The organism is Methylobacterium sp. Gmos1 (assembly GCF_053764715.1).
The window spans coordinates 313,535-333,309 of record NZ_JBSNCC010000004.1; the positions used below are offsets into that span (position 1 = coordinate 313,535).

General features: G+C 70.6%; 15 protein-coding genes. 13 read left to right on the plus strand and 2 right to left on the minus strand.

Annotated features, from left to right (window positions below; all coding sequences use genetic code 11):
* Positions 1 to 18: 18 nt before the first annotated feature.
* Together ACS5PV_RS10575 and ACS5PV_RS10580 are read right to left on the minus strand one after the other, a co-directional pair.
* Complete coding sequence (locus ACS5PV_RS10575; RefSeq protein ID WP_455395288.1) at positions 19 to 1,194, minus strand: ABC transporter substrate-binding protein; 1,176 nt, start codon at positions 1,192 to 1,194, stop codon at positions 19 to 21.
* A gap of 346 nt (positions 1,195 to 1,540) precedes the next feature.
* Positions 1,541 to 2,680 (minus strand): patatin-like phospholipase family protein, encoded by a 1,140-nt coding sequence (locus tag ACS5PV_RS10580; protein ID WP_455395289.1) that lies wholly within the window; start codon positions 2,678 to 2,680, stop codon positions 1,541 to 1,543.
* Positions 2,681 to 3,088: 408 nt separating this feature from the next.
* Here ACS5PV_RS10580 and ispG point away from each other — a divergent pair, with 408 nt between their 5' ends.
* The 13 genes from ispG to bamA all read left to right on the plus strand — a co-directional run bounded on the left by ispG (position 3,089) and on the right by bamA (position 19,612).
* Positions 3,089 to 4,396 carry a flavodoxin-dependent (E)-4-hydroxy-3-methylbut-2-enyl-diphosphate synthase gene (ispG, locus tag ACS5PV_RS10585; RefSeq protein WP_455395290.1) on the plus strand — a complete coding sequence of 436 codons (1,308 nt, stop codon included), beginning with the start codon at positions 3,089 to 3,091 and terminating at the stop codon, positions 4,394 to 4,396.
* A gap of 193 nt (positions 4,397 to 4,589) precedes the next feature.
* Positions 4,590 to 6,560 carry a potassium transporter Kup gene (locus tag ACS5PV_RS10590; RefSeq protein ID WP_455395291.1) on the plus strand — a complete coding sequence of 657 codons (1,971 nt, stop codon included), beginning with the start codon at positions 4,590 to 4,592 and terminating at the stop codon, positions 6,558 to 6,560.
* A gap of 16 nt (positions 6,561 to 6,576) precedes the next feature.
* Positions 6,577 to 7,797 carry a bifunctional phosphopantothenoylcysteine decarboxylase/phosphopantothenate--cysteine ligase CoaBC gene (gene coaBC / locus ACS5PV_RS10595; RefSeq protein ID WP_455395292.1) on the plus strand — a complete coding sequence of 407 codons (1,221 nt, stop codon included), beginning with the start codon at positions 6,577 to 6,579 and terminating at the stop codon, positions 7,795 to 7,797.
* A gap of 77 nt (positions 7,798 to 7,874) precedes the next feature.
* Positions 7,875 to 8,081 (plus strand): hypothetical protein, encoded by a 207-nt coding sequence (locus ACS5PV_RS10600; protein WP_455395293.1) that lies wholly within the window; start codon positions 7,875 to 7,877, stop codon positions 8,079 to 8,081.
* Between the two features lie 585 nt (positions 8,082 to 8,666).
* Positions 8,667 to 9,716 (plus strand): 30S ribosomal protein S2, encoded by a 1,050-nt coding sequence (locus ACS5PV_RS10605; protein WP_455395294.1) that lies wholly within the window; start codon positions 8,667 to 8,669, stop codon positions 9,714 to 9,716.
* A gap of 146 nt (positions 9,717 to 9,862) precedes the next feature.
* Positions 9,863 to 10,786, plus strand: a complete 924-nt coding sequence (gene tsf, locus ACS5PV_RS10610) for a translation elongation factor Ts (protein ID WP_455395295.1) — start codon at positions 9,863 to 9,865, stop codon at positions 10,784 to 10,786.
* 247 nt (positions 10,787 to 11,033) lie between these two features.
* Complete coding sequence (gene pyrH, locus ACS5PV_RS10615) at positions 11,034 to 11,777, plus strand: UMP kinase (protein WP_455395296.1); 744 nt, start codon at positions 11,034 to 11,036, stop codon at positions 11,775 to 11,777.
* 140 nt (positions 11,778 to 11,917) lie between these two features.
* Positions 11,918 to 12,484, plus strand: coding sequence for a ribosome recycling factor (frr, locus tag ACS5PV_RS10620; protein WP_455395297.1), 567 nt, complete (start codon positions 11,918 to 11,920; stop codon positions 12,482 to 12,484).
* A gap of 178 nt (positions 12,485 to 12,662) precedes the next feature.
* Positions 12,663 to 13,370 (plus strand): isoprenyl transferase, encoded by a 708-nt coding sequence (locus tag ACS5PV_RS10625; RefSeq protein ID WP_455395538.1) that lies wholly within the window; start codon positions 12,663 to 12,665, stop codon positions 13,368 to 13,370.
* Positions 13,370 to 14,245 carry a phosphatidate cytidylyltransferase gene (locus ACS5PV_RS10630; RefSeq protein WP_455395298.1) on the plus strand — a complete coding sequence of 292 codons (876 nt, stop codon included), beginning with the start codon at positions 13,370 to 13,372 and terminating at the stop codon, positions 14,243 to 14,245. Before ACS5PV_RS10625 ends, ACS5PV_RS10630 begins: the two co-directional genes overlap by 1 nt.
* Complete coding sequence (dxr, locus tag ACS5PV_RS10635; RefSeq protein WP_455395299.1) at positions 14,242 to 15,405, plus strand: 1-deoxy-D-xylulose-5-phosphate reductoisomerase; 1,164 nt, start codon at positions 14,242 to 14,244, stop codon at positions 15,403 to 15,405. Before ACS5PV_RS10630 ends, dxr begins: the two co-directional genes overlap by 4 nt.
* A 140-nt stretch (positions 15,406 to 15,545) precedes the next feature.
* Positions 15,546 to 16,706 (plus strand): RIP metalloprotease RseP, encoded by a 1,161-nt coding sequence (gene rseP, locus ACS5PV_RS10640; protein WP_455395300.1) that lies wholly within the window; start codon positions 15,546 to 15,548, stop codon positions 16,704 to 16,706.
* 365 nt (positions 16,707 to 17,071) lie between these two features.
* Positions 17,072 to 19,612 (plus strand): outer membrane protein assembly factor BamA, encoded by a 2,541-nt coding sequence (bamA, locus tag ACS5PV_RS10645; protein WP_455395301.1) that lies wholly within the window; start codon positions 17,072 to 17,074, stop codon positions 19,610 to 19,612.
* Positions 19,613 to 19,775: the final 163 nt, after the last annotated feature.

Below are 19,775 nucleotides of genomic sequence, written 5' to 3' on the forward strand. Positions count from 1 at the left end.
TCGGGCGTCGGGCGCGGTCTATCGCTTCTTGCCGGAGCCGACCTGCTCGTCCCAGCGGCGGAAGGCCACCACCAGCTTGTCGGGGTCGAGCGGCATCTCGATCGGGTGCTCGGCGATCATCCGATCGTATTCCGGCCGGCCGAACTCCTTGATCGCCGCGCGGCTCTCGGGCGGGGCCATGTCGAGGGTGACGCCCTTCACCGCGGGGCCGGGATAGAAGTAGCCCTCGTCGTAGGTGTAGGCCTGCTGCGCCGGCTGGAGCAGGAACGCCATCAGGTCGAGGATGACCGCGAGCTTCTCGTCCGGCACGCCCTTCGGCACCGCCATGTAGTGGGCGTCCGCGACCCAGCGGAAACCTTTCAGCGTCCCGACCTTGGCCTCCGCCGGCACCACGCCGAGCACCCGCGGGTTGATGTCCCAGCCGGTGGTGGAGACGATGATGTCGCGGCTGCCCTCGCCGAGCTCCTTCATCGTCTGCGAGGTACCGCCCGGATAGTAGTCGACGGTCTCGCCGATCGCCCGCAGGTAGTCCCAGGTCTTGTCCCAGCCCTTGTCCGGGTCGGTCGGGTCTTTGTCGCCGAGGATGTAGGGCAGGCCCATGATCCAGGTGCGCCCGGGACCGGAATTTGCCGGGCGGGCATACATGAACTTGCCCTTGTTCTGGCGCGCCCAGGCAAGCAGTTCTTCTGCCGTGGTCGGCACCGTCTTCACCCGCTCGGGCATGTACTCGATCAGCGGCCCGGACGGGTACCAGGCGACGCACAGGCCCTGGCCCTGCGCCAGGCCGTTCAGCCGCAGCGCCGCGGGCTGGTAGATGTCGTCGGGCTTCGGCAGCTGGCCGGCATGGACTTTAAGATCGACCCAGAGCTTCTGCTCGATGCCGGCGGCGATGCCGTCGGTGCCGGTGAGCACGAGGTCGATGTCGACCCGGCCGGCGGCCTGCTGCGCCTTGAGCTTCGAGGGCAGTTCCGGGGCCGGCGCCTTGGTGAAGGCGAAGCGCGAGACGATGCCGGGCCGCGCCCGCCGGTAGGCCTCGATCGCCTTCTGGGTCAGCGCCAGGTTGCCGGCGACGTCGACCACCGTGACGACGACGGGCGATTTCGGCAGGGGCAGCTGGGCGCTGGCCCGGCCCGTGAGGGCGAGCCCCGCGCCGGCCGCGAGCCCCGCGACCGCGCTGCGGCGTGTGATCGTCATGTTTCCCCCGCTCGTCCGCCTGGGCTCTGCCGGCCCTCGATCGGCCACGGATCGCTCCGCGGTTTCGATCCATTGGTGCACTAATATTTTAGGGCGTCAAGTCTGACGGAAGGAAAGGTCCGTTGTGACGCGCGCCTCTGAACCCTCCCCCCTCCGCGGGGGAGGGCGGCCCCCGCGCCAGCGGTGGTCGGGAGAGGGGACGCCGCTTCCGGATGAAGCGGAACCGTTCTGAAGGGCGCCACTCCGAAGGGTGCCGCCTGGATCAGCGTCGCGCTGCCCCTCTCCCGGCCTACTCCGTAGGCCACCCTCCCCCGCAGAGGGGGGAGGGTTCACCGAGCGGCGCGTTTCAGGCGTACATCGCCTTGAGATCCAGCGTGCTCTCGCGCCCGACCGCGTCGTAGTTCTGCTCCAGCCAGGCCTTCGCCGCATCACGGCCCGCATCGCGCAGGTGGAGGAAGAACGGCCATTGTGCCCGCAGCCGCGAGGAGGCGGAGGCGTCGTCCAGCGCCGAGCCGCTGCCGTCGATGCGGTGGAGCAGCACCTGCTTGTAGGCGTTCGAGCGCCCGAGCACGCCGTCCTCGATCAGGCCGTCGACGAAGTCGATCGACCGCAATTCGCGCAGCAGGTTGGCGTTGAAGGTGATCTCGTTGAGCCGGTCGCGGATCTCGGCCGGGCTGCGGGGCGTCTCGCGGCGCTCGACCGGGTTGATCTGGACGAGCAGGATGTCGGGCGAGCGGGCGCCGTGATAGAGCGGGTAGAGCGGCGGGTTGCCGAGATAGCCGCCGTCCCAGTGCGGCACCCCGTCGATCTCCACCGCCTGGAACACCGTCGGCAGGCAGGCCGAGGCCATCACGTGGTCGACCGTGAGGTCGGGCCGCTCGAACACCGCGAGCTTGCCGGTCCAGACGTTGGTGGCCGAGATGAACAGGTCGGCCGGCCCGTCCCGGCGCACGGCGTCGAAATCGACCGTGTCGACGAGCGCCCGCTTGAGCGGGTTGATGTTGAGCGGGTTCGCCATGTAGGGGCTGGCGACCGCGTTCCAGAACGCCCCGGCGGGAGTCTTCTTCCAGAAGCTCATCACCCCGTCGACGAAGGTCTGCTGCGCCTGCGGCAGGTCGGCATCGAGGCTGACCTCGCGCCAGAACGCCTCCAGGCGCTCGCGCGCGCCATCGGGACCGCCGCGCAGCCAGCCGTCGACCATCACGACGGCGTTCATGGCGCCGGCGCTCGCCCCGGTGATCGCCTCGAAGGCGAGGCGGCCATCCTCGATCAGGGCGTCGAGCACGCCCCAGGTGAAGGCGCCGTGGGCGCCGCCGCCCTGGAGCGCGAGCGCGATCGGCTTCTCGGCCCGGGGACCGACGAGGCCGCGGCCGAGGGGGCCGGAGGCCGCCTGCCGGCGAGCCTCGCCGGCAGCATCGGGGACGTTCGCCCCGCGGGAGTCGGCCTCGAGGGTAGAGGCCTCTTGGGGAAAGCTCGTATCCGTCATGTCCGGGATGTGGTGTGTTGCGCTGCGAAAGCAAATGGTGCGCCGCAACGTCGCGCCGGCGGACCCGGCGTCACGCGCTTGACGCGTGCGATCGCCATCCTCAGCTAAGACGGTGATCCGGGCCGGGATAATCCCGGCGAGGGCGCCTGGGGGAAGGGTTTGGCAAGGATGTCGCAGCATCCCGGGGTTCATCGATCCGGACCGCGGCCCACCCCGTCTGCGCATACGAAGCGATTTCCACCACGCCCTGAAATGCTCTAGACGGTTGTCACGCCGCGACTGAGTGCACCTCACGAAGCTCCCGCTGCGCTGACGCCGCCACGGCGAGCGATGACGGTGACCGGGAGTTTCGTGAGAGACACTGAAGCGACCCCGAAGACTCTAGCGAACGACCCCCGAAGGTATCCGATGGAAGCCATGGAAGCCCTCGCCGCGACCGCCCCGGCGGACGCCGCTCCCGAGATCGCCGGCCCGAGCCCCCGGCACCGCACCGTCGGCGTCCGGATCGGCGAGGGCGAGGGCGCGGTGGTGATGGGCGGCGGCGCCCCGATCGTCGTGCAGTCGATGACCAACACCGACACCGCCGACATCGACGCCACGGTGGCGCAGGTCGCCGCCCTCGCGCGGGCCGGCTCCGAGGTCGTACGCATCACCGTCGATCGCGACGAGGCGGCGGTGGCCGTGCCGAAGATCCGCGAGCGGCTCGACCGCATCGGCGTGCACGTGCCGCTCGTCGGCGACTTCCACTACATCGGCCACAAGCTCCTCTCCGACCACCCGGCCTGCGCCGAGGCTCTGGCGAAGTACCGGATCAACCCGGGTAACGTCGGCTTCAAGGAGAAGAAGGACCTCCAGTTCGGCACCATCGTCGAGCTGGCCGCCCGCTACGGCAAGGCCGTGAGGATCGGTGCCAACTGGGGCTCCCTCGACGAGGCGCTCCTCACCCACATGATGGACGAGAACGCCAACTCGGCGCGTCCCCGCGACGCCCGCGCCGTCATGCGCGAGGCGATGGTGCAGTCCGCTCTCCTGTCGGCCGACCGGGCGGTGGAGATCGGCCTGCCCAAGGAGCGCATCGTGCTCTCGGCCAAGGTCTCGGCGGTGCAGGACCTGATCGCGGTCTACCGCGAGGTGGCGCGCCGCTCGGACTACGCCATCCATCTCGGCCTGACCGAGGCCGGCATGGGCACCAAGGGCATCGTGGCGGCCTCCGCGGCGATCGGCGTGCTGCTCCAGGAGGGCATCGGCGACACGATCCGCTACTCGCTCACCCCGGAGCCGGGCGGCGACCGCACCGTCGAGGTGAAGGTGGCCCAGGAACTGCTCCAGACGATGGGCTTCCGCACCTTCGTGCCGCTGGTCGCCGCCTGCCCGGGCTGCGGCCGCACCACCTCGACGGTGTTCCAGGAGCTCGCCCGCGACATCCAGAACTGGATCACCACCTCGATGCCGGAATGGCGCAAGACCTATCCGGGGGTCGAGGGCCTGAACGTCGCGGTCATGGGCTGCATCGTCAACGGCCCGGGCGAGTCGAAGCACGCCGATATCGGCATCTCGCTGCCCGGCACCGGCGAGACCCCGACCGCCCCGGTCTTCATCGACGGCAAGAAGGCGATGACCCTGCGCGGCCCGACGCTGGCCAAGGACTTCGAGGGCATCGTCATCGACTACATCGAGCGGCGCTTCGGGCAAGGTAACCGCAGCGCCGCCGAGTGAGGCGGAACTGCGGGAAGTTAGATGACGGAGGGGCAGGCGCGCCGCCTTGCGCCCCTCCGGGCCCGTGCTACAATCCTGCCACAATGAGGCCTGGCGGACGCGCCGGGCCGCTTTAGGATTCGAGCCCGCCACCCGGCCCATCAGCGCGCTTGGCGGCAATCCCGGCCGCCCGCGGGCGCATCCCCGAACAGACATGACACAGTCAGCCGCACCCACGGGCGGACCCGTCGCGCCACCCGATTCCCTCACCCCGCCGAGCGGCGGCCCGCCGACCAAGGCCGGCAGCGTCGACGAGGCCGAGGGCCACGGCCACGCGAAAGCCAGCTTCTGGACCCTGTTCCTCGGCTCGGTCGGCGTCGTCTACGGCGATATCGGCACGAGCCCGCTCTATGCGTTCCGCGAGGCGCTGGCGCCCGGCCGGGCCGACGGCGTGCTCACCGGCGAGGAGGTGCTCGGCACCGTCTCGCTGCTGCTCTGGGCGCTCGTGCTCATCGTCACCATCAAGTACGTCCTGCTGCTCCTGCAGATGGACAACAAGGGCGAGGGCGGCATCCTCTCGCTGATGGCGCTCGCCCGCAAGGCGCTCGGCGGCTCGCACATCGTGTTCATGCTGGGCCTGTTCGGCGCCGCCCTGTTCTACGGCGACGCGATCATCACCCCGGCGATCTCGGTCCTGTCGGCGGTGGAGGGCCTGAAGCTCGTCACCCCCGCCCTCGACCACTACGTCCTGCCGATCACCATCGCGATCATCCTGCCGCTGTTCCTGGTCCAGAGCCGGGGCACCGCCAAGATGGCGACGTTCTTCGGCCCGATCATGCTGGTGTGGTTCACGGCGCTGATGCTGGCGGCCCTGCCGCACATCGCGCGCACCCCGCAGGTGCTGTGGGCGCTCAATCCGTGGCACGCGGTGCATTACCTGCTCGGCCACGGCACCGGCGCGCTCGTGGCGCTGGGCGCGGTGTTCCTGGCGGTGACCGGGGCCGAGGCCCTGTTCGCCGATCTCGGCCATTTCGGCCGCCGGCCGATCCAGACCGCCTGGATCGCCCTCGTCGGCCCGGCGCTCGCGGTCAACTATCTCGGCCAGGCCGCCCTGGTGCTCGCCGAGCCGGGCACGACCGACCCGTTCTTCCAGCTCGTCCCCGAATGGGGCCTGCTGCCGATGGTGCTGCTCGCCACCGCCGCCACCGTCATCGCCAGCCAGGCGGTGATCACCGGCGCGTTCTCGCTCTCGCGCCAGGCGGTGCAGCTCGGGCTGCTGCCGCGGCTCGAGATCCGCCACACCTCGGAATCGCATTCGGGCCAGATCTACCTGCCGCAGATCAACACCCTGCTGATGCTCGGCGTGGTGATCCTGGTGGTGCTGTTCCGCTCCTCCTCGGCGCTCGCCTCGGCCTACGGCATCGCCGTCACCGGCACGATGCTGATCACCGCCGGCCTCGCCTTCCTGGTGCTGTGGCGGGTGTGGAAGTGGTCGCCGCTCGCCGCCGGCGCCGCGATGGTGCCGTTCATCGCCGTCGAGCTGCTGTTTCTGGTCTCGAACCTGCTCAAGGTCTTCGAGGGTGGCTACATGCCGCTTCTGCTCGCCGGCGTGCTGGTGGTGCTGATGTGGACCTGGGTGCGCGGCGTCACCATCCTGTTCAACAAGACCCGCAAGACCGACGTGCCGCTGACCGAGCTCGTCGCGATGCTGGAGAAGAGCCCGCCGCACCACGTCCGCGGCACCGCCGTCTTCCTCACCAGCGACCCCGAGACGGCGCCGGCGGCGCTGCTGCACAACCTGAAGCACAACAAGGTGCTGCACGAGAAGAACGTCGTGCTCACGGTCAAGACCATCGACCTGCCGCGCCTCAACGACGCCGACCGGGTGCGGATCGAGCCGATGGGCCCGCATTTCTGGAAGGTCGTGATGAAGTTCGGCTACATGGAATCGCCGAACATCCCGAAGGGCCTGGCGCTCCTGCGCAAGCAGGGCTTCAAGTTCGACATCATGGCGACGTCGTTCTTCCTGTCGCGGCGCTCGATCCGCCCGGCGGCGCAGTCCGGCATGCCCCTGTGGCAGGACCGGGTGTTCATCACGCTCGCCCGCAACGCCAACGACGCGACGGACTTCTTCCAGATCCCGACCGGGCGCGTGGTCGAGGTCGGCACCCAAGTCACTGTCTAAAAAGGTCACGGTGTAGATGGGCGCCCTCGACGGCAGGCGGATCCTCCTCGTCATCGGGGGCGGCATCGCGGCCTACAAGTCGCTCGACCTGATCCGGCGCCTGCGCGAGCGCGGCGCCTCGGTGCGCTGCGTGCTGACCAAGGGCGCGCAGGAATTCGTCACCCCGCTCGCCGCGGCGTCGCTGTCGGGCCAGCGCGCCCATACCGACCTGTTCGACCGGGCCGACGAGGCGGATATCGGCCACATCAAGCTCGCGCGCGACGCCGATGCGGTGGTGGTGGCGCCGGCCACCGCCAACACGCTCGCCCGCATGGCCGGCGGCCACGCGCCGGACCTCGCCTCGACGGTGCTGCTCGCCACCACCCTGCCGATCCTGATCGCGCCGGCGATGAACGTGCGGATGTGGCTGCACCCGGCGACGCAGCGCAACCTCGCGTTGCTCAAGGGCGACGGCGTCGCGGTAGTCGGGCCCAATGTGGGCCGGATGGCCGAGGCCGAGATCGGTCCCGGCCGGATGGCCGAGCCCGACGAGATCGCCGACGCGGTGGAGACCCTGCTGGGCGCGCGGCCAGAGGACAGGCCGCTCGCGGGCCGCCACCTCCTCGTCACCTCCGGGCCGACCCACGAGCCGGTCGACCCGGTGCGCTACCTCGCCAACCGCTCGTCGGGCAAGCAGGGCCACGCCATCGCGGCGGCGGCAGCCGCGGCCGGCGCCCGGGTGACCCTGGTCTCGGGCCCCGTGACCCTGCCCGACCCCCCGGGCGTGACGGTCAGGCGGGTCGAGACCGCCCGCGAGATGCTGGCGGCGGTCGAGGCGGCGTTGCCGGCCGACATCGCGGTCTTCGCCGCCGCCGTCGCCGATTGGCGCCCGGCGGCCTTCGGCGAGGAGAAGATCAAGAAGGGCCCGGACGGCCCCCCTCCCCTGGCGCTCACCGAGAATCCCGACATCCTGGCGACGGTCGCACGGCGGCGCGAGGGGCGACCGCCCCTGGTGGTCGGCTTTGCCGCCGAGACCACCGACGTGATCGCCCATGCCCGCGCCAAGATCGCCCGCAAGGGCTGCGACCTCATCGTCGCTAACGACGTCTCGACCGCCACCGGGGTGATGGGGGGCGACCGCAATGCCGTCCACCTGATCGGCCGTGACGGCAGCCTCGAGACCTGGCCGGACCTGCCCAAGGACGAAGTCGCTCGCCGCCTCGTCGCGCGGCTCGCCGCGCTGGCGCCCCCCGTCTGACGCAAGATATCTCAGGTCGTCCCGTTGGCGTCCGCGGATCCGGCATTATCTCTCCGCCTCCCGCCGGGAGGTCCGCCGTGCCCACCATCCTCGTCGTCACGCTGATCTGCGCCTCCTCCCTGGCGCCGCAGGATTGCACCCGCGACACCGCCCAGGACGTGATCACCCACCCGGCCCACTCGCCGCAGGAATGCATGCTGCTCGGGCCCGCCATCGCCGCCGGCTCGGGCCGCGGCACCGAGGCCGGCACCTACGTCAAGACCCTGTGCGAGCGGCGGCGCTAGAGCGTTTTCCGACGAAATGGATACCGGTTCGTCGCGGAAAATGCGGCAAAATCAAAGACCTGGAGAGCTGCGCGATTGCAACGCCACGGTACACGACACTGTCAGTTACGGTACCGACCGGGCCACGATCCGTCGTAAGCCACCCTCCTTTCCGAGTCCGGAAAGGGGCGGCGGCTCACGATGAGGCGGTGGCCTCTCGACGCCGGAGCCTACAGCGTCCTGTACCGTGCGACGCAGGGCCGGAGCGAATCACCGCATCCATCCACGATCTCGCTATCGAAGCCTTGGGCACCGAGGAGCTTGGACACTGAGGTGCAGGACATCCCTGCAACCCGGATCGTCCCCGCCCGCGAGACCGCCTCGGGGGCGGCGTCCATCCGGAGTCGACCGCCGGCGCGGCCCGCACACGCTCCCGTGCGCCGCCTTGCCATCCCACCCCCGATCGGATAAAGGCCCGCCCATCCCACACGCGGAGCCGGCCTCATGCCTGAATGAGGCGTTTCCGGTGGCCGGTCGTCACTTGGCACTCCGCCTCTGGCGCCGGTCGCTTCCTCCGCGGCGGATCAACCGGAGAGAACACAGACCATGGCCCTTCCCGACTTCACCATGCGCCAGCTGCTCGAGGCCGGCTCGCACTTCGGCCACCAGTCGCACCGCTGGAACCCGAAGATGCAGTCGTACATCTTCGGCACCCGCAACAACATCCACATCATCGACCTCGCCCAGACCGTGCCGGCGCTCGCCCAGGCGCTGCAGGCGGTGAGCGACACCGTCGCCAAGGGCGGCCGCGTGCTGTTCGTCGGCACCAAGCGCCAGGCCGCCGACACCATCGCGGACGCGGCCAAGCGCTCGGCCCAGTACTACGTGAACTCGCGCTGGCTCGGCGGCACGCTGACCAACTGGAAGACCATCTCGGGCTCGATCCAGCGCCTGCGCAAGGTCGACGAGATCCTCGGCGGCGGCGGCCAGGGCCTCACCAAGAAGGAGCGCCTGATGCTGTCCCGCGAGAAGGACAAGCTCGAGAAGGCGCTCGGCGGCATCAAGGACATGGGCGGCGTGCCCGACCTGCTGTTCGTGATCGACACCAACAAGGAGCAGCTGGCGATCAAGGAGGCGAACCGCCTCAAGATCCCGGTGGCGGCCATCGTCGACACCAACTGCGACCCGGACGGCATCACCTACGTGGTCCCGGCCAACGACGACGCCGGCCGCGCCATCGCGCTCTACTGCGATCTCGTCGCCCGCGCGGCGATCGACGGCATCTCGCGCGGCCAGGGCGCGCTCGGCATCGACCTCGGCGAGTCCGACGAGCCGATGGCCGAGGAGCTGCCCCCGCTCGCCAACGAGCCCGAGGTGGTGCCGGTCGACGTCACCGAGCCGTATGTCGGCGAGCCCTTCGAGCTGCTGGCCGCCCCCCGCGGCGCGCCGGACGACCTGACCAAGCTCACGGGCGTCGGCCCGCAGCTGGTGCAGAAGCTCAACGACGCCGGCGTCTACCACTACTGGCAGGTCGCCGCGATGACGCCCGAGGACGTCGCCAAGGTCGACGGCGAGCTGAAGCTCAACGGCCGCATCGAGCGCGACGGCTGGGTGAACCAGGCCCGCGGCTTCGTCGAGGCCGCCGCGGCCGCGTGATCCCGGCACGGATCGCACGCGGAGCGCGTTAGCGCCCCGCGAACCTGACGCTTTCAGAAGCCCGGCGCCGCCACGGTGCCGGGCTCCCTTTATCCGCCGACCGGCCCCCTCGGGCGGGCCGGGGCGCCAATCGAGAGGATCCCACGATGGCCAACATCACGGCAGCGATGGTCAAGGAGCTGCGCGAGAAGACCGGCGCGGGCATGATGGACTGCAAGTCGGCCCTCAACGAGACCGCCGGCGACCTCGAGGCGGCCGTGGACTGGCTGCGCAAGAAGGGCCTCGCCAAGGCCGCCAAGAAGGCCGGCCGCGTCGCCGCCGAGGGCCTGGTCGCGGTCGAGTCCGCCGGCCACCACGCCGCGGTGCTCGAGGTGAACTCCGAGACCGACTTCGTCGCCCGCAACGACGGCTTCCAGGCCTTCGTCCGCGAGGCCGCCAAGCTCGCGCTCACCGCCGGCGACAGCATCGAGACCCTCGAGGCCGCCAAGTTCCCCGGCGCCGCGACCACGGTGAAGGACAAGCTCCAGGAGCTGATCGCTACCATCGGCGAGAACATGACGCTGCGCCGCGTCGCCAAGCTCCAGGTCGAGAAGGGCGTGATCGCGTCCTACGTGCACGGCCAGGTCTCCGAGGGCCTCGGCAAGATCGGCGTGCTCGTCGCGCTCGAGTCGGCCGGCGACGTGACCGTCCTCAGCCAGCTCGGCCGCCAGATCGCCATGCACGTCGCGGCGACCAACCCGGTGGCCCTCGACGCCTCCGGCGTCGACGCCGCCACGGTCGAGCGCGAGAGCAACATCCTGCGCGAGAAGAACGCCGGCAAGCCCGACCACGTGATGGCCAAGATCGTCGAGAGCGGCCTGAAGAGCTACTACAAGGAGGTCACCCTCCTCGAGCAGCCCTTCGTGCACGACGGCTCGAAGACCGTCTCGCAGGTGCTCAAGGAGGCCGAGGGCAAGGCCGGCGGTCCGGTCAAGCTCACCGGCTTCGTCCGCTACGCCCTGGGCGACGGCATCGAGAAGGAAGAGGCCCCCGACTTCGCCGCCGAGGTCGCGGCCGTCGCCAAGGGTTGACGCCAAGGGCCAACGCCAAGGGTCAACGCCAACAGTTGATCGGACCAGCCGCGCATCGCGCGAAGGTCGAGGAGGGGGCCCGCCCGGCGGGCCCCCTTTTTCGTGCCCGGATTCCCGCAGCGCCGGGCCGCGGATTCCGCTCCGGCGGCGCCTCGACGGGCCGGGATCGACAGGCTAGAACCCGGCCGACTCGCAACGACACTCGACGCCGACAGTGGCCGCCCCGCGGGCGGCCGGAGGAGCCCCCATGCCGGACAATCCCCTGCCGGAGCAACGCTCGACCTCCTTCCGCCGCGTGCTGGTGAAGCTCTCCGGCGAAGCGCTCGCCGCCCCCGACGGCTACTGGCTGCACCCGCCGACCCTCGCGGCGCTCGCCGACGACATCGCCCGGGCGGTGGAGAAGGGATTCGAGATCGCGCTCGTGGTCGGGGGCGGCAACGTGATCCGCGGCGCCCGCGTCTCGGCCGCCGGCTGGATCGACCGCGCCACCGGCGACTCCCTCGGCATGATGGCGACGGTGATGAACTCGCTGGCGCTCGAGACCGCGCTCAACGCCGCCGGCGTCACCGCCCGCACCATGTCGGCGGTGTCGATGCCGACGATCTGCGAGACCTACGCCCGCCAGCCGGCCCTGCACCACCTCGACAAGGGTCAGGTCGTGGTGCTGGCCGGCGGCACCGGCAACCCTTACTTCACCACCGACACCGCCGCGGTCCTGCGCGCCGCCGAACTGAAATGCGACGCGGTGCTGAAGGCGACCCAGGTCGACGGCGTCTACTCGGCCGACCCGAAGACCAACCCGGACGCGGTGCGCTACGAGCGCCTGAGCCACGACGAGGCGATCGCCCGCGACCTCAAGGTCATGGACACCGCCGCCTTCGCGCTCGCCCGCGACGGCGGCCTGCCGCTGATCGTCGGCTCGGTCCACGCGCCGAGCTCGGTGACGGCGATCCTCACCGGTGCCGCGCCCTCGACCCTGGTGGCGCCCTAGAGGCGCCGCACCCGGGCCGCGACCGCACCGGACGATTTGCGGCAGGTCGGGTTTTGGTTCATTGAAGCCGGATCAGGGCGGGCCCGGCACGGGCGCGCCCTACCTCCCCTTCTCCTCAAGATGCCTCGGGACGCGCAGGAATGGCCTCTCCTCCCCCCTTCGACCTCAACGACATCAAGCGGCGCATGCAGGGCGCGCTGAACTCCCTCAAGCACGACCTCGGCTCGCTGCGCACCGGCCGGGCCACGCCCTCGCTCCTCGACCCGATCCAGGTCGACGCCTACGGCGCCGCGATGTCGATGGCGCAGGTCGCCACGATCAGCGTGCCGGAGCCCCGCCTGCTGAGCGTCTCGGTCTGGGACCGCGGCATGGTGGCGGCGGTCGAGAAGGCGATCCGCGAATCCGACCTCGGCCTCAACCCGATGACCGAGGGCCAGACCATCCGCCTGCGCATCCCCGAGATGAACGAGCAGCGCCGCAAGGAGATGGTCAAGGTCGCGCACAAGTACGCCGAGGAGGCCCGCGTCGCGGTCCGCCACGTCCGCCGCGACGGTCTCGACCACCTGAAGAAGCTCGAGAAGGACGGCGCCATCAGCCAGGACGACGAGAAGCGCCAGGCCGACCAGGTGCAGAAGGCGACCGACCAGCACATCGCCGAGGTCGACCAGACCCTGGCGTCGAAGGAAAAGGAGATCATGCAGGTCTGACACCGGCCGGCATGACGGGAAGAAGCGCGTGGGGAGCGCGGAGCCGGGACGCGGCTCCGCCGGGGTCGGGGCCAGCATGGCAGGCGACAGCGAGACGGTGACCCTGCTGGAGGCAGGCCAGGACGAGGCCGTCACGGCGGCAGGCCCCGCGCCGGGCGGGAGCCGCCCCGGCGGGGCGATGCCGAGCCACGTCGCCATCATCATGGACGGCAACGGCCGCTGGGCCGCCCGCCGCGGGCTGCCGCGGGTCGAGGGCCACCGCCGCGGGGTCGAGGCGGTGCGCCGCGCCGTGCGCTCGGCGATCGACCTGCGCATCCCCTACCTGACGATCTACAGCTTCTCCTCCGAGAACTGGCGCCGGCCCGCCGCCGAGGTGGCGGACCTGATGGGCCTGCTCAAGCTGTTCGTGCGCCGCGACCTCGCCGACCTGCACGCCAACGGCGTCCGGGTGCGGATCATCGGCGAGCGCGCCGGCCTGCCGGGCGACATCGCCGGCCTCCTGCGCGAGGCCGAGGAGCGCACCGCCCGCAACACCCGGCTGACGCTCGTGGTGGCGTTCAACTACGGCGGGCGCCAGGAGATCCTGCGCGCCGTGCAGAGCCTCGCCCGGGCGGTCGCCGAGGGCCGGCTCGCGCCCGACGCGATCGACGCGGCGGCGCTCACCGGCGCCCTCGACACCGACGGCATCCCCGATCCCGACCTCGTCATCCGCACCTCCGGCGAGCAGCGGGTGTCGAATTTCCTGACCTGGCAGACCGCCTATTCCGAGTTCGTGTTCGTGCCGGATTTCTGGCCCGACTTCGACCACGCCACGTTCCTCGCCGCGATCGGCGAGTTCCAGAACCGCGACCGCCGCTTCGGCGGCCTCAGCGCCCGGGCGGGATGATGGCGGGCGACGGCACGAAAGCACCCGGCACGGCAGCCCCCGCGGGACGGCCGGCCTGGCCGGCGACGGAACTCGGCGCCCGCACGGTGTCGGGCATCGTGCTCGGCCTCCTGGTCCTCGGCGCGACGCTGAACGGCGGCTGGATCTTCGCGGTCGTCTGGTTCCTCGCCGGCCTCGCGGTGGTCGGCGAGTGGATGGCCATCACCCGCACCGCGCCGCACCGGCCGCTGCTCGCGCTCGCGGGCCTCGTCCTCCTCGGCGTGGTGGTCGGCGCGCGGCTCGCCGCTCCCCTCCCCTGGCTGGTCGGCGCCGTGGTCGCCGGCCTCGCGCTCTTGGCGCTCGTCGCCCGCCCGGCCTCGGGGCGGATCTGGGCGCCCTCGAGCCTCGCCTGCGCCCTCGTCGTTGCCTTGGTGCCGGTGCTGCTTCGCGACGATCCGCGCATCGGCCTTGCCGGCCCGCTCTGGCTGTTCGGCGTCGTCTGGACCACCGACATCGCCGCCTATTTCACCGGCCGCACCCTCGGCGGGCCCAAGCTCTGGCCGGCGGTGAGCCCGAAGAAGACCTGGTCGGGCTTCTGCGGCGGGCTCCTCGCCGCGACCCTCGTCGGCGGCGCGGTCGCGGCCGGCGCGCGCCATCTCGGCGCCACCGAGGCGCTGTCGGTCCCCCTCGCGGCCGCGCTCTCGGCGCTGGGCTCGGTGATGAGCCAGGGCGGCGACCTCGCCGAATCGGCCCTCAAGCGCGCCTACGGCGCCAAGGATTCCGGCCGCCTGATCCCGGGCCATGGCGGCGTGATGGACCGCCTCGACGGCTTCTTCGCCGCGGCCCTCCTCGCCGGCCTCCTGCTCGCCGGCCTCACTCTCACGGCACATCCATGACCCTCACAGTCTCCGTCCTGGGCGCGACCGGCTCGATCGGGCGCTCCACCGCCGACCTGCTCGACCAGCACCGCGACCGCTTCCGGGTCGGCGCCGTGGCGGGCGGCCGCGACGCGGTGGCGCTCGCCCGCGTCGCCCGCGAGCTGAACGCCGAGTTCGCGGCGATCGCCGATCCCGATTCAGGCCCGGCCCTGCGCGACGCGCTGTCTGGCTCCGGCATCGCCTGCGGTGCCGGCCCCTCGGCGGTGATCGAGGCGGCGACCCGGGAGGCCGACCTCGTGGTAGCGGCGGTGAGCGGGGCTGCGGGCCTCTCGCCCACCTGCGCGGCGATCCGCCAGGGCCGCACCGTGGCGCTCGCCAACAAGGAGAGCCTGGTCTGCGCCGGCGACGCCTTCATGCGCGACGCCAGGAAGTACGGCGCCCGCCTCCTGCCGATGGATTCCGAGCACAACGCCCTCGAGCAGTCGATCGGCACCGGCCGGATCGAGGACATCACCCGGATGACCATCACCGCCTCGGGCGGGCCGTTCCGGACCGCGAGCCGCGAGCGGATCGCCGCGGCGAGCGCGGCGGATGCGGCGGCCCACCCGACCTGGTCGATGGGCATGAAGATCAACATCGATTCGGCCACCCTGATGAACAAGGGGCTGGAGCTGATCGAGGCCCACCACCTGTTCGGCATCGAGGCGGAGCGCCTCGACGCCGTGGTCCATCCGCAATCGATCGTGCATGCCCTCGTCACCTGGCGCGACGGTGCGGTGACCGCCGGGCTCTACGTCCCCGACATGCGGGTGCCGATCGCCCACTGCCTCGGCCTCGGCGAGCGCCTGTCGATCGCCCGGGGCAAGCCCCTCGACCTCGCGAGCGTCGGCAGCCTCACCTTCGAGCGCCCGGACGAGGAGCGCTTCCCCTGCCTGCGCATCGCGAAGAGCGCGCTCGCCGCCGGCGGCGCCCAGCCGACGGTGATGAACGCGGCCAACGAGATCGCGGTCGCGGCCTTCATCGCGGAGACAATCGGCTTCTACGACATCGCCGCCCTGGTCGAGCGGGCCTGCGAGCACTTCGCGGCGCGCTTCCCCGCGGCCCCGGCCGACGTCGAGGAGGCGCTCGCCATTGACGCCGAGGTGCGCGGCTGGAGCCGGGCGGCCCTCGCCGCCTGACCGGACGCTTAAGCTTCCGTTAAGTTAACCCTCGGCCGTTTCGCGCTCTGTTCGCCGTCCCCGGGACTCTGTATGAAGGGGGATCGGCAAGGCGGCCGTGGCGGGCCAGGGAGGGCCCGGCGCGCCGCATCGAGGTGACCATGGACCTGCTCAACGTCGTCGGCGGTGCGACGACGAACCTGCTCGGCTACATCGTGCCGTTCCTGTTCGTCCTCACCGTCGTGGTGTTCATCCACGAGATGGGCCACTTCCTGGTCGGGCGGTGGTGCGGCGTCGGGGTGACGAGCTTCTCGATCGGCTTCGGGCCCGAGATCGTCGGCTTCAACGACCGCGGCGGCACCCGCTGGAAGCTCTCGGCGATCCCGCTCGGCGGCTACGTCAAGTTCGTCGGCGACATGAACGGCGCCAGCGTGCCGGATCCGGACGCGATGGCGCGGATGAATCCGGCCGACCACGCGATCAGCTTCCACGCCCAGAACGTCTGGAAGCGGGTCGCCATCGTGGCGGCGGGGCCGATCGCGAACTTCCTGCTCGCCATCGCGGTCTTCGCCGGCGCCGTCTACGCCACCGGGCGCTACGAGGTGGCGCCCCGGGTCTCGGCGGTGCAGCCGGGCAGCGCGGCCGACCGCGCCGGCTTCCAGGCCGGCGACGTGGTGCTGACGATCAACGGCAGCGCCATCGCCAACTTCGCCGACATGCAGCGCACCGTATCGGGCGCCGCCGGCGACAAGCTCGACTTCACGGTCGAGCGCGGCGGCGTCACCACGCCGCTGACCGCGACGCCGGACGTCTACGAGGACAAGACCCCGTTCGGCACCCAGCGCATCGGGCGGCTCGGCATCCAGGGCCCGCGCGACGCCGCCGACGTCAAGCTGGTGCGCTACGGCGCGCTCGATTCGCTGAAGATCGGCGTCTTCGAGACCTACTTCGTCGTCGACCGCACCTTCAGCTACATCGGCAAGCTCGTCACCGGCCGCGAATCGGCCGACCAGCTCTCGGGCCCGATGGGCATCGCCCGGGTCTCGGGGCAGGCCGCCAAGGTCGGGGGCATCGGGGCGCTGGTCGGGCTGATCGCGGTGCTGTCGGTGTCGATCGGGCTCATCAACCTGTTCCCGGTGCCGATGCTCGATGGCGGCCACCTGATGTTCTACGCCGTCGAGATCGTGCGCGGCCGCCCCCTGAGCGAGCGGGCGCAGGAGATCGGCTTCCGCATCGGCCTCGCTTTGGTGCTGATGCTGATGCTGTTCGCGACCTGGAACGACATCCTGCATATCGGCGCCGCCTTCAATCGCGGCACCTGACGCGCCGGAAGGCCTCCCTCCCCGACCCATCCGAGAGCCGTTCGCGTCGCGCGGGCGGCTCTTTTTCGTGGTTGCCGCGAAGGATCGGGAACTCCGCCAATTTTCTTAAAATGCGTCCCATTCCGGGGCGCTGGCGCCGGCGGGCGGTTCACCGCGCGCTGACCCTGACGATTGAAAAGCGTGGATGGTGCCCGTGACCGGAAGGCAACGTGTGGGCAAAATCCCCCCCGGCCGGGAGCGTGGCGTTTGCTTCGCCGGGGAATCCCGATAGAAGCGAGGCTAGGACCAGGGGCCTTCGCACTCGCGAGAGAGTGATCGCCTGCGGATGTGAATCCGCGCCGACAAAAAATGAGACGGGCCATTTGATGATGTCGATGACGGGTAAGCGCCGGCGTGCGTCGGCGAGAGGCGCCATTGTCATGGCCGCCACCATCGCCGCCAGCGGCAGCGCCTTCGCGCAGCAGATCGTCGTTCAGGGCAACACCCGGATCGACGCAGAGACGGTCCGTTCCTACGTGGTCGGCGTGTCGCCCGAGGAGGGCCGCCGCAACCTGATCGCCAGCGGCATGTTCTCCGACGTGCGGGTGTCGCATAGCGGCGGGCGCATCGTCGTGGCCGTGCGCGAGAACAACACGATCAACCGCGTCGTCTTCGAGGGCAACAAGAAGGTCGAGAAGGGCACGCTCGAGGGCGTCGTCGAGTCGAAGGCGCGCGGCCCCTACAGCCAGGGGACGATCAACTCCGACCTCGATCGCATCCGCGAGGTCTACCGCCGGGCCGGTCGCGGCCTCGCCAAGGTGTCGGTGCGCACCGTCGACCTGCCGAACGGCCGCGTCGACGTGGTCTACACCATCGACGAGGGCGACAAGACCGGCGTCAAGGAGATCCGCTTCGTCGGCAACCAGGTCTACTCGGACGGTCGTCTGAAGGACCTGATGACGCTGTCGGAGATGAACCTCCTCAGCTTCGTCAAGACCTCGGACGTCTACGATCCCGACCGGCTCGCCAACGACCTCGACTTGATCCGGCGCTACTACCTGAAGAACGGCTACGCCGACTTCCGGGTCGCCTCGGCTGATTCGCGCTTCGACGACGCCGCCGGCGGCTGGATCATCACCATCACGGTCGAGGAAGGCCAGCAGTACCGCGTCGGCGCGGTCTCGGTCGATTCCCGCATTCCCGGCGTCGACGGCACCGTGCTGCGCGACGAGCTGCGCACCGGCGTCGGCGACGTCTACAACGCCGAGGACGTCGAGAAGACGCTCACCGGCGTCACCACCTCGGTCGCCCGCGCCGGCCATCCCTTCGCGCAGGTCCGCCCGACCGGCGAGCGCGACCGCGCCACCGGCACCGTGGCGCTGGGCTACATCGTCGAGGACGGCCCGAAGGTCTACATCGAGCGCATCAACGTGCGCGGCAACACCCGCACCCGCGACTACGTCGTGCGGCGCGAGCTCGACCTGACCGAGGGCGACGCCTACAACCGCGTCCTGGTCGACCGGGCCGAGCGGCGCTTGAACGGGCTCGGCTTCTTCAAGAAGGTGCGGTTCTCCAACGAGCCCGGCTCCGCCCCCGACCGCGTCATCGTCAACATCGACGTCGAGGATCAACCGACCGGCTCGTTCTCGGTCGCCGGCGGCTACTCGACGGCGGACGGCATCATCGGCGAGGTCTCGGTCTCGGAGTCGAACTTCCTCGGCCGCGGCCAGTACGTCCGCCTCGCCGGTACCGCCGGCCAGTACACCCGCGGCATCGACTTCTCGTTCACCGAGCCGTACTTCCTCGGCTACCGCCTCGCGGCCGGCTTCGACGTCTTCAACAAGTACAGCGACCAGACCCGCTACTCGCGCTACATCACCGACGTGGTCGGCGGCCAGCTCCGCCTCGGCCTGCCGATCACCGAGGAGTTCGGCATCACGCTGCGCTACTCGATCTACAACACCGACCTGAAGATCCCGAACACGCTCAAGCGGCCGTACAACGACTGCTCGTTCCCGATCCCGGGCTACACCAAGACCTACGATCCGGGCACGATCCTCAACGGCCGGAACGTCGGCGGCCTGGCCCAGTACCCGAACTGCGCCTACGACGGCGAGGCCTCGATCGCCCTGAAGGAGGCGGTCGGCTCGACGCTGACCTCGCTCGCCGGCGTGACGCTCGCCTACTCGACCCTCGACAACCTGCAGCTGCCGCGCAACGGCTTCTACGGCGAGTTGAAGCCCGAATACGCCGGTCTCGGCGGCGACTCGAAGTTCTTCCGCGTCACGGGCGAGGCCCGGTACTACAAGGAGCTGTACGAGGACGTCGTCGGCTTCGTGAAGCTCCAGGGCGGCCACGTCCTGCCGACCGAGGGCAACGCGCTCCGCGTCACCGACCAGTTCTTCCTCGGCCCGTCGCTGGTGCGCGGCTTCGCGCCGAACGGCATCGGCCCGCGCGACGTCGGCTCGGGCGACGCCCGCTCGAACGCGATCGGCGGCACGACCTATATCGGCGCCTCGGTCGAGGTGCAGTTCCCGATCTGGGGCCTGCCCCGCGACCTCGGCCTGAAGGGTGCGGTCTTCGCCGATGCCGGTACGCTGTTCGGCTACAAGGGCAGCCGCGCCTTCGACGTGAACCGCGACGGCTTCATCAACGGCACCGCCCCGAACGGTTCCTGCAACTTCAACGCGCTCACCATCGGCGTCGAGCCGGAATGCGTGAACGTCCGCGACAAGTCCACGATCCGCTCGTCGGTCGGCGCGTCGATCCTGTGGAACTCGCCGCTCGGCCCGATCCGCTTCGACTACGCCTACGCCCTCACCAAGGACGAGGGCCAGAAGGTCTTCGGCGCCGACGGCACCTACTTCGGCAAGGTCGGCAAGGACCAGACGCAGGCCTTCCGCTTCTCGGGCGGCTCGCGCTTCTAACACACCCTCCGGGGGCGCCGACGGCGCCCCCAGGATCGACCGGCGGCCGCGGGGTGACCACCCTCCGCGGCTGTTTTCGTTTGTGCCCCCCGTCCCGACCGGTTAGTCCGGGCGCCCTCCCCTCGACGGGAGACGTGGCGGGCCGGCCAAACCGGCCCGTCGG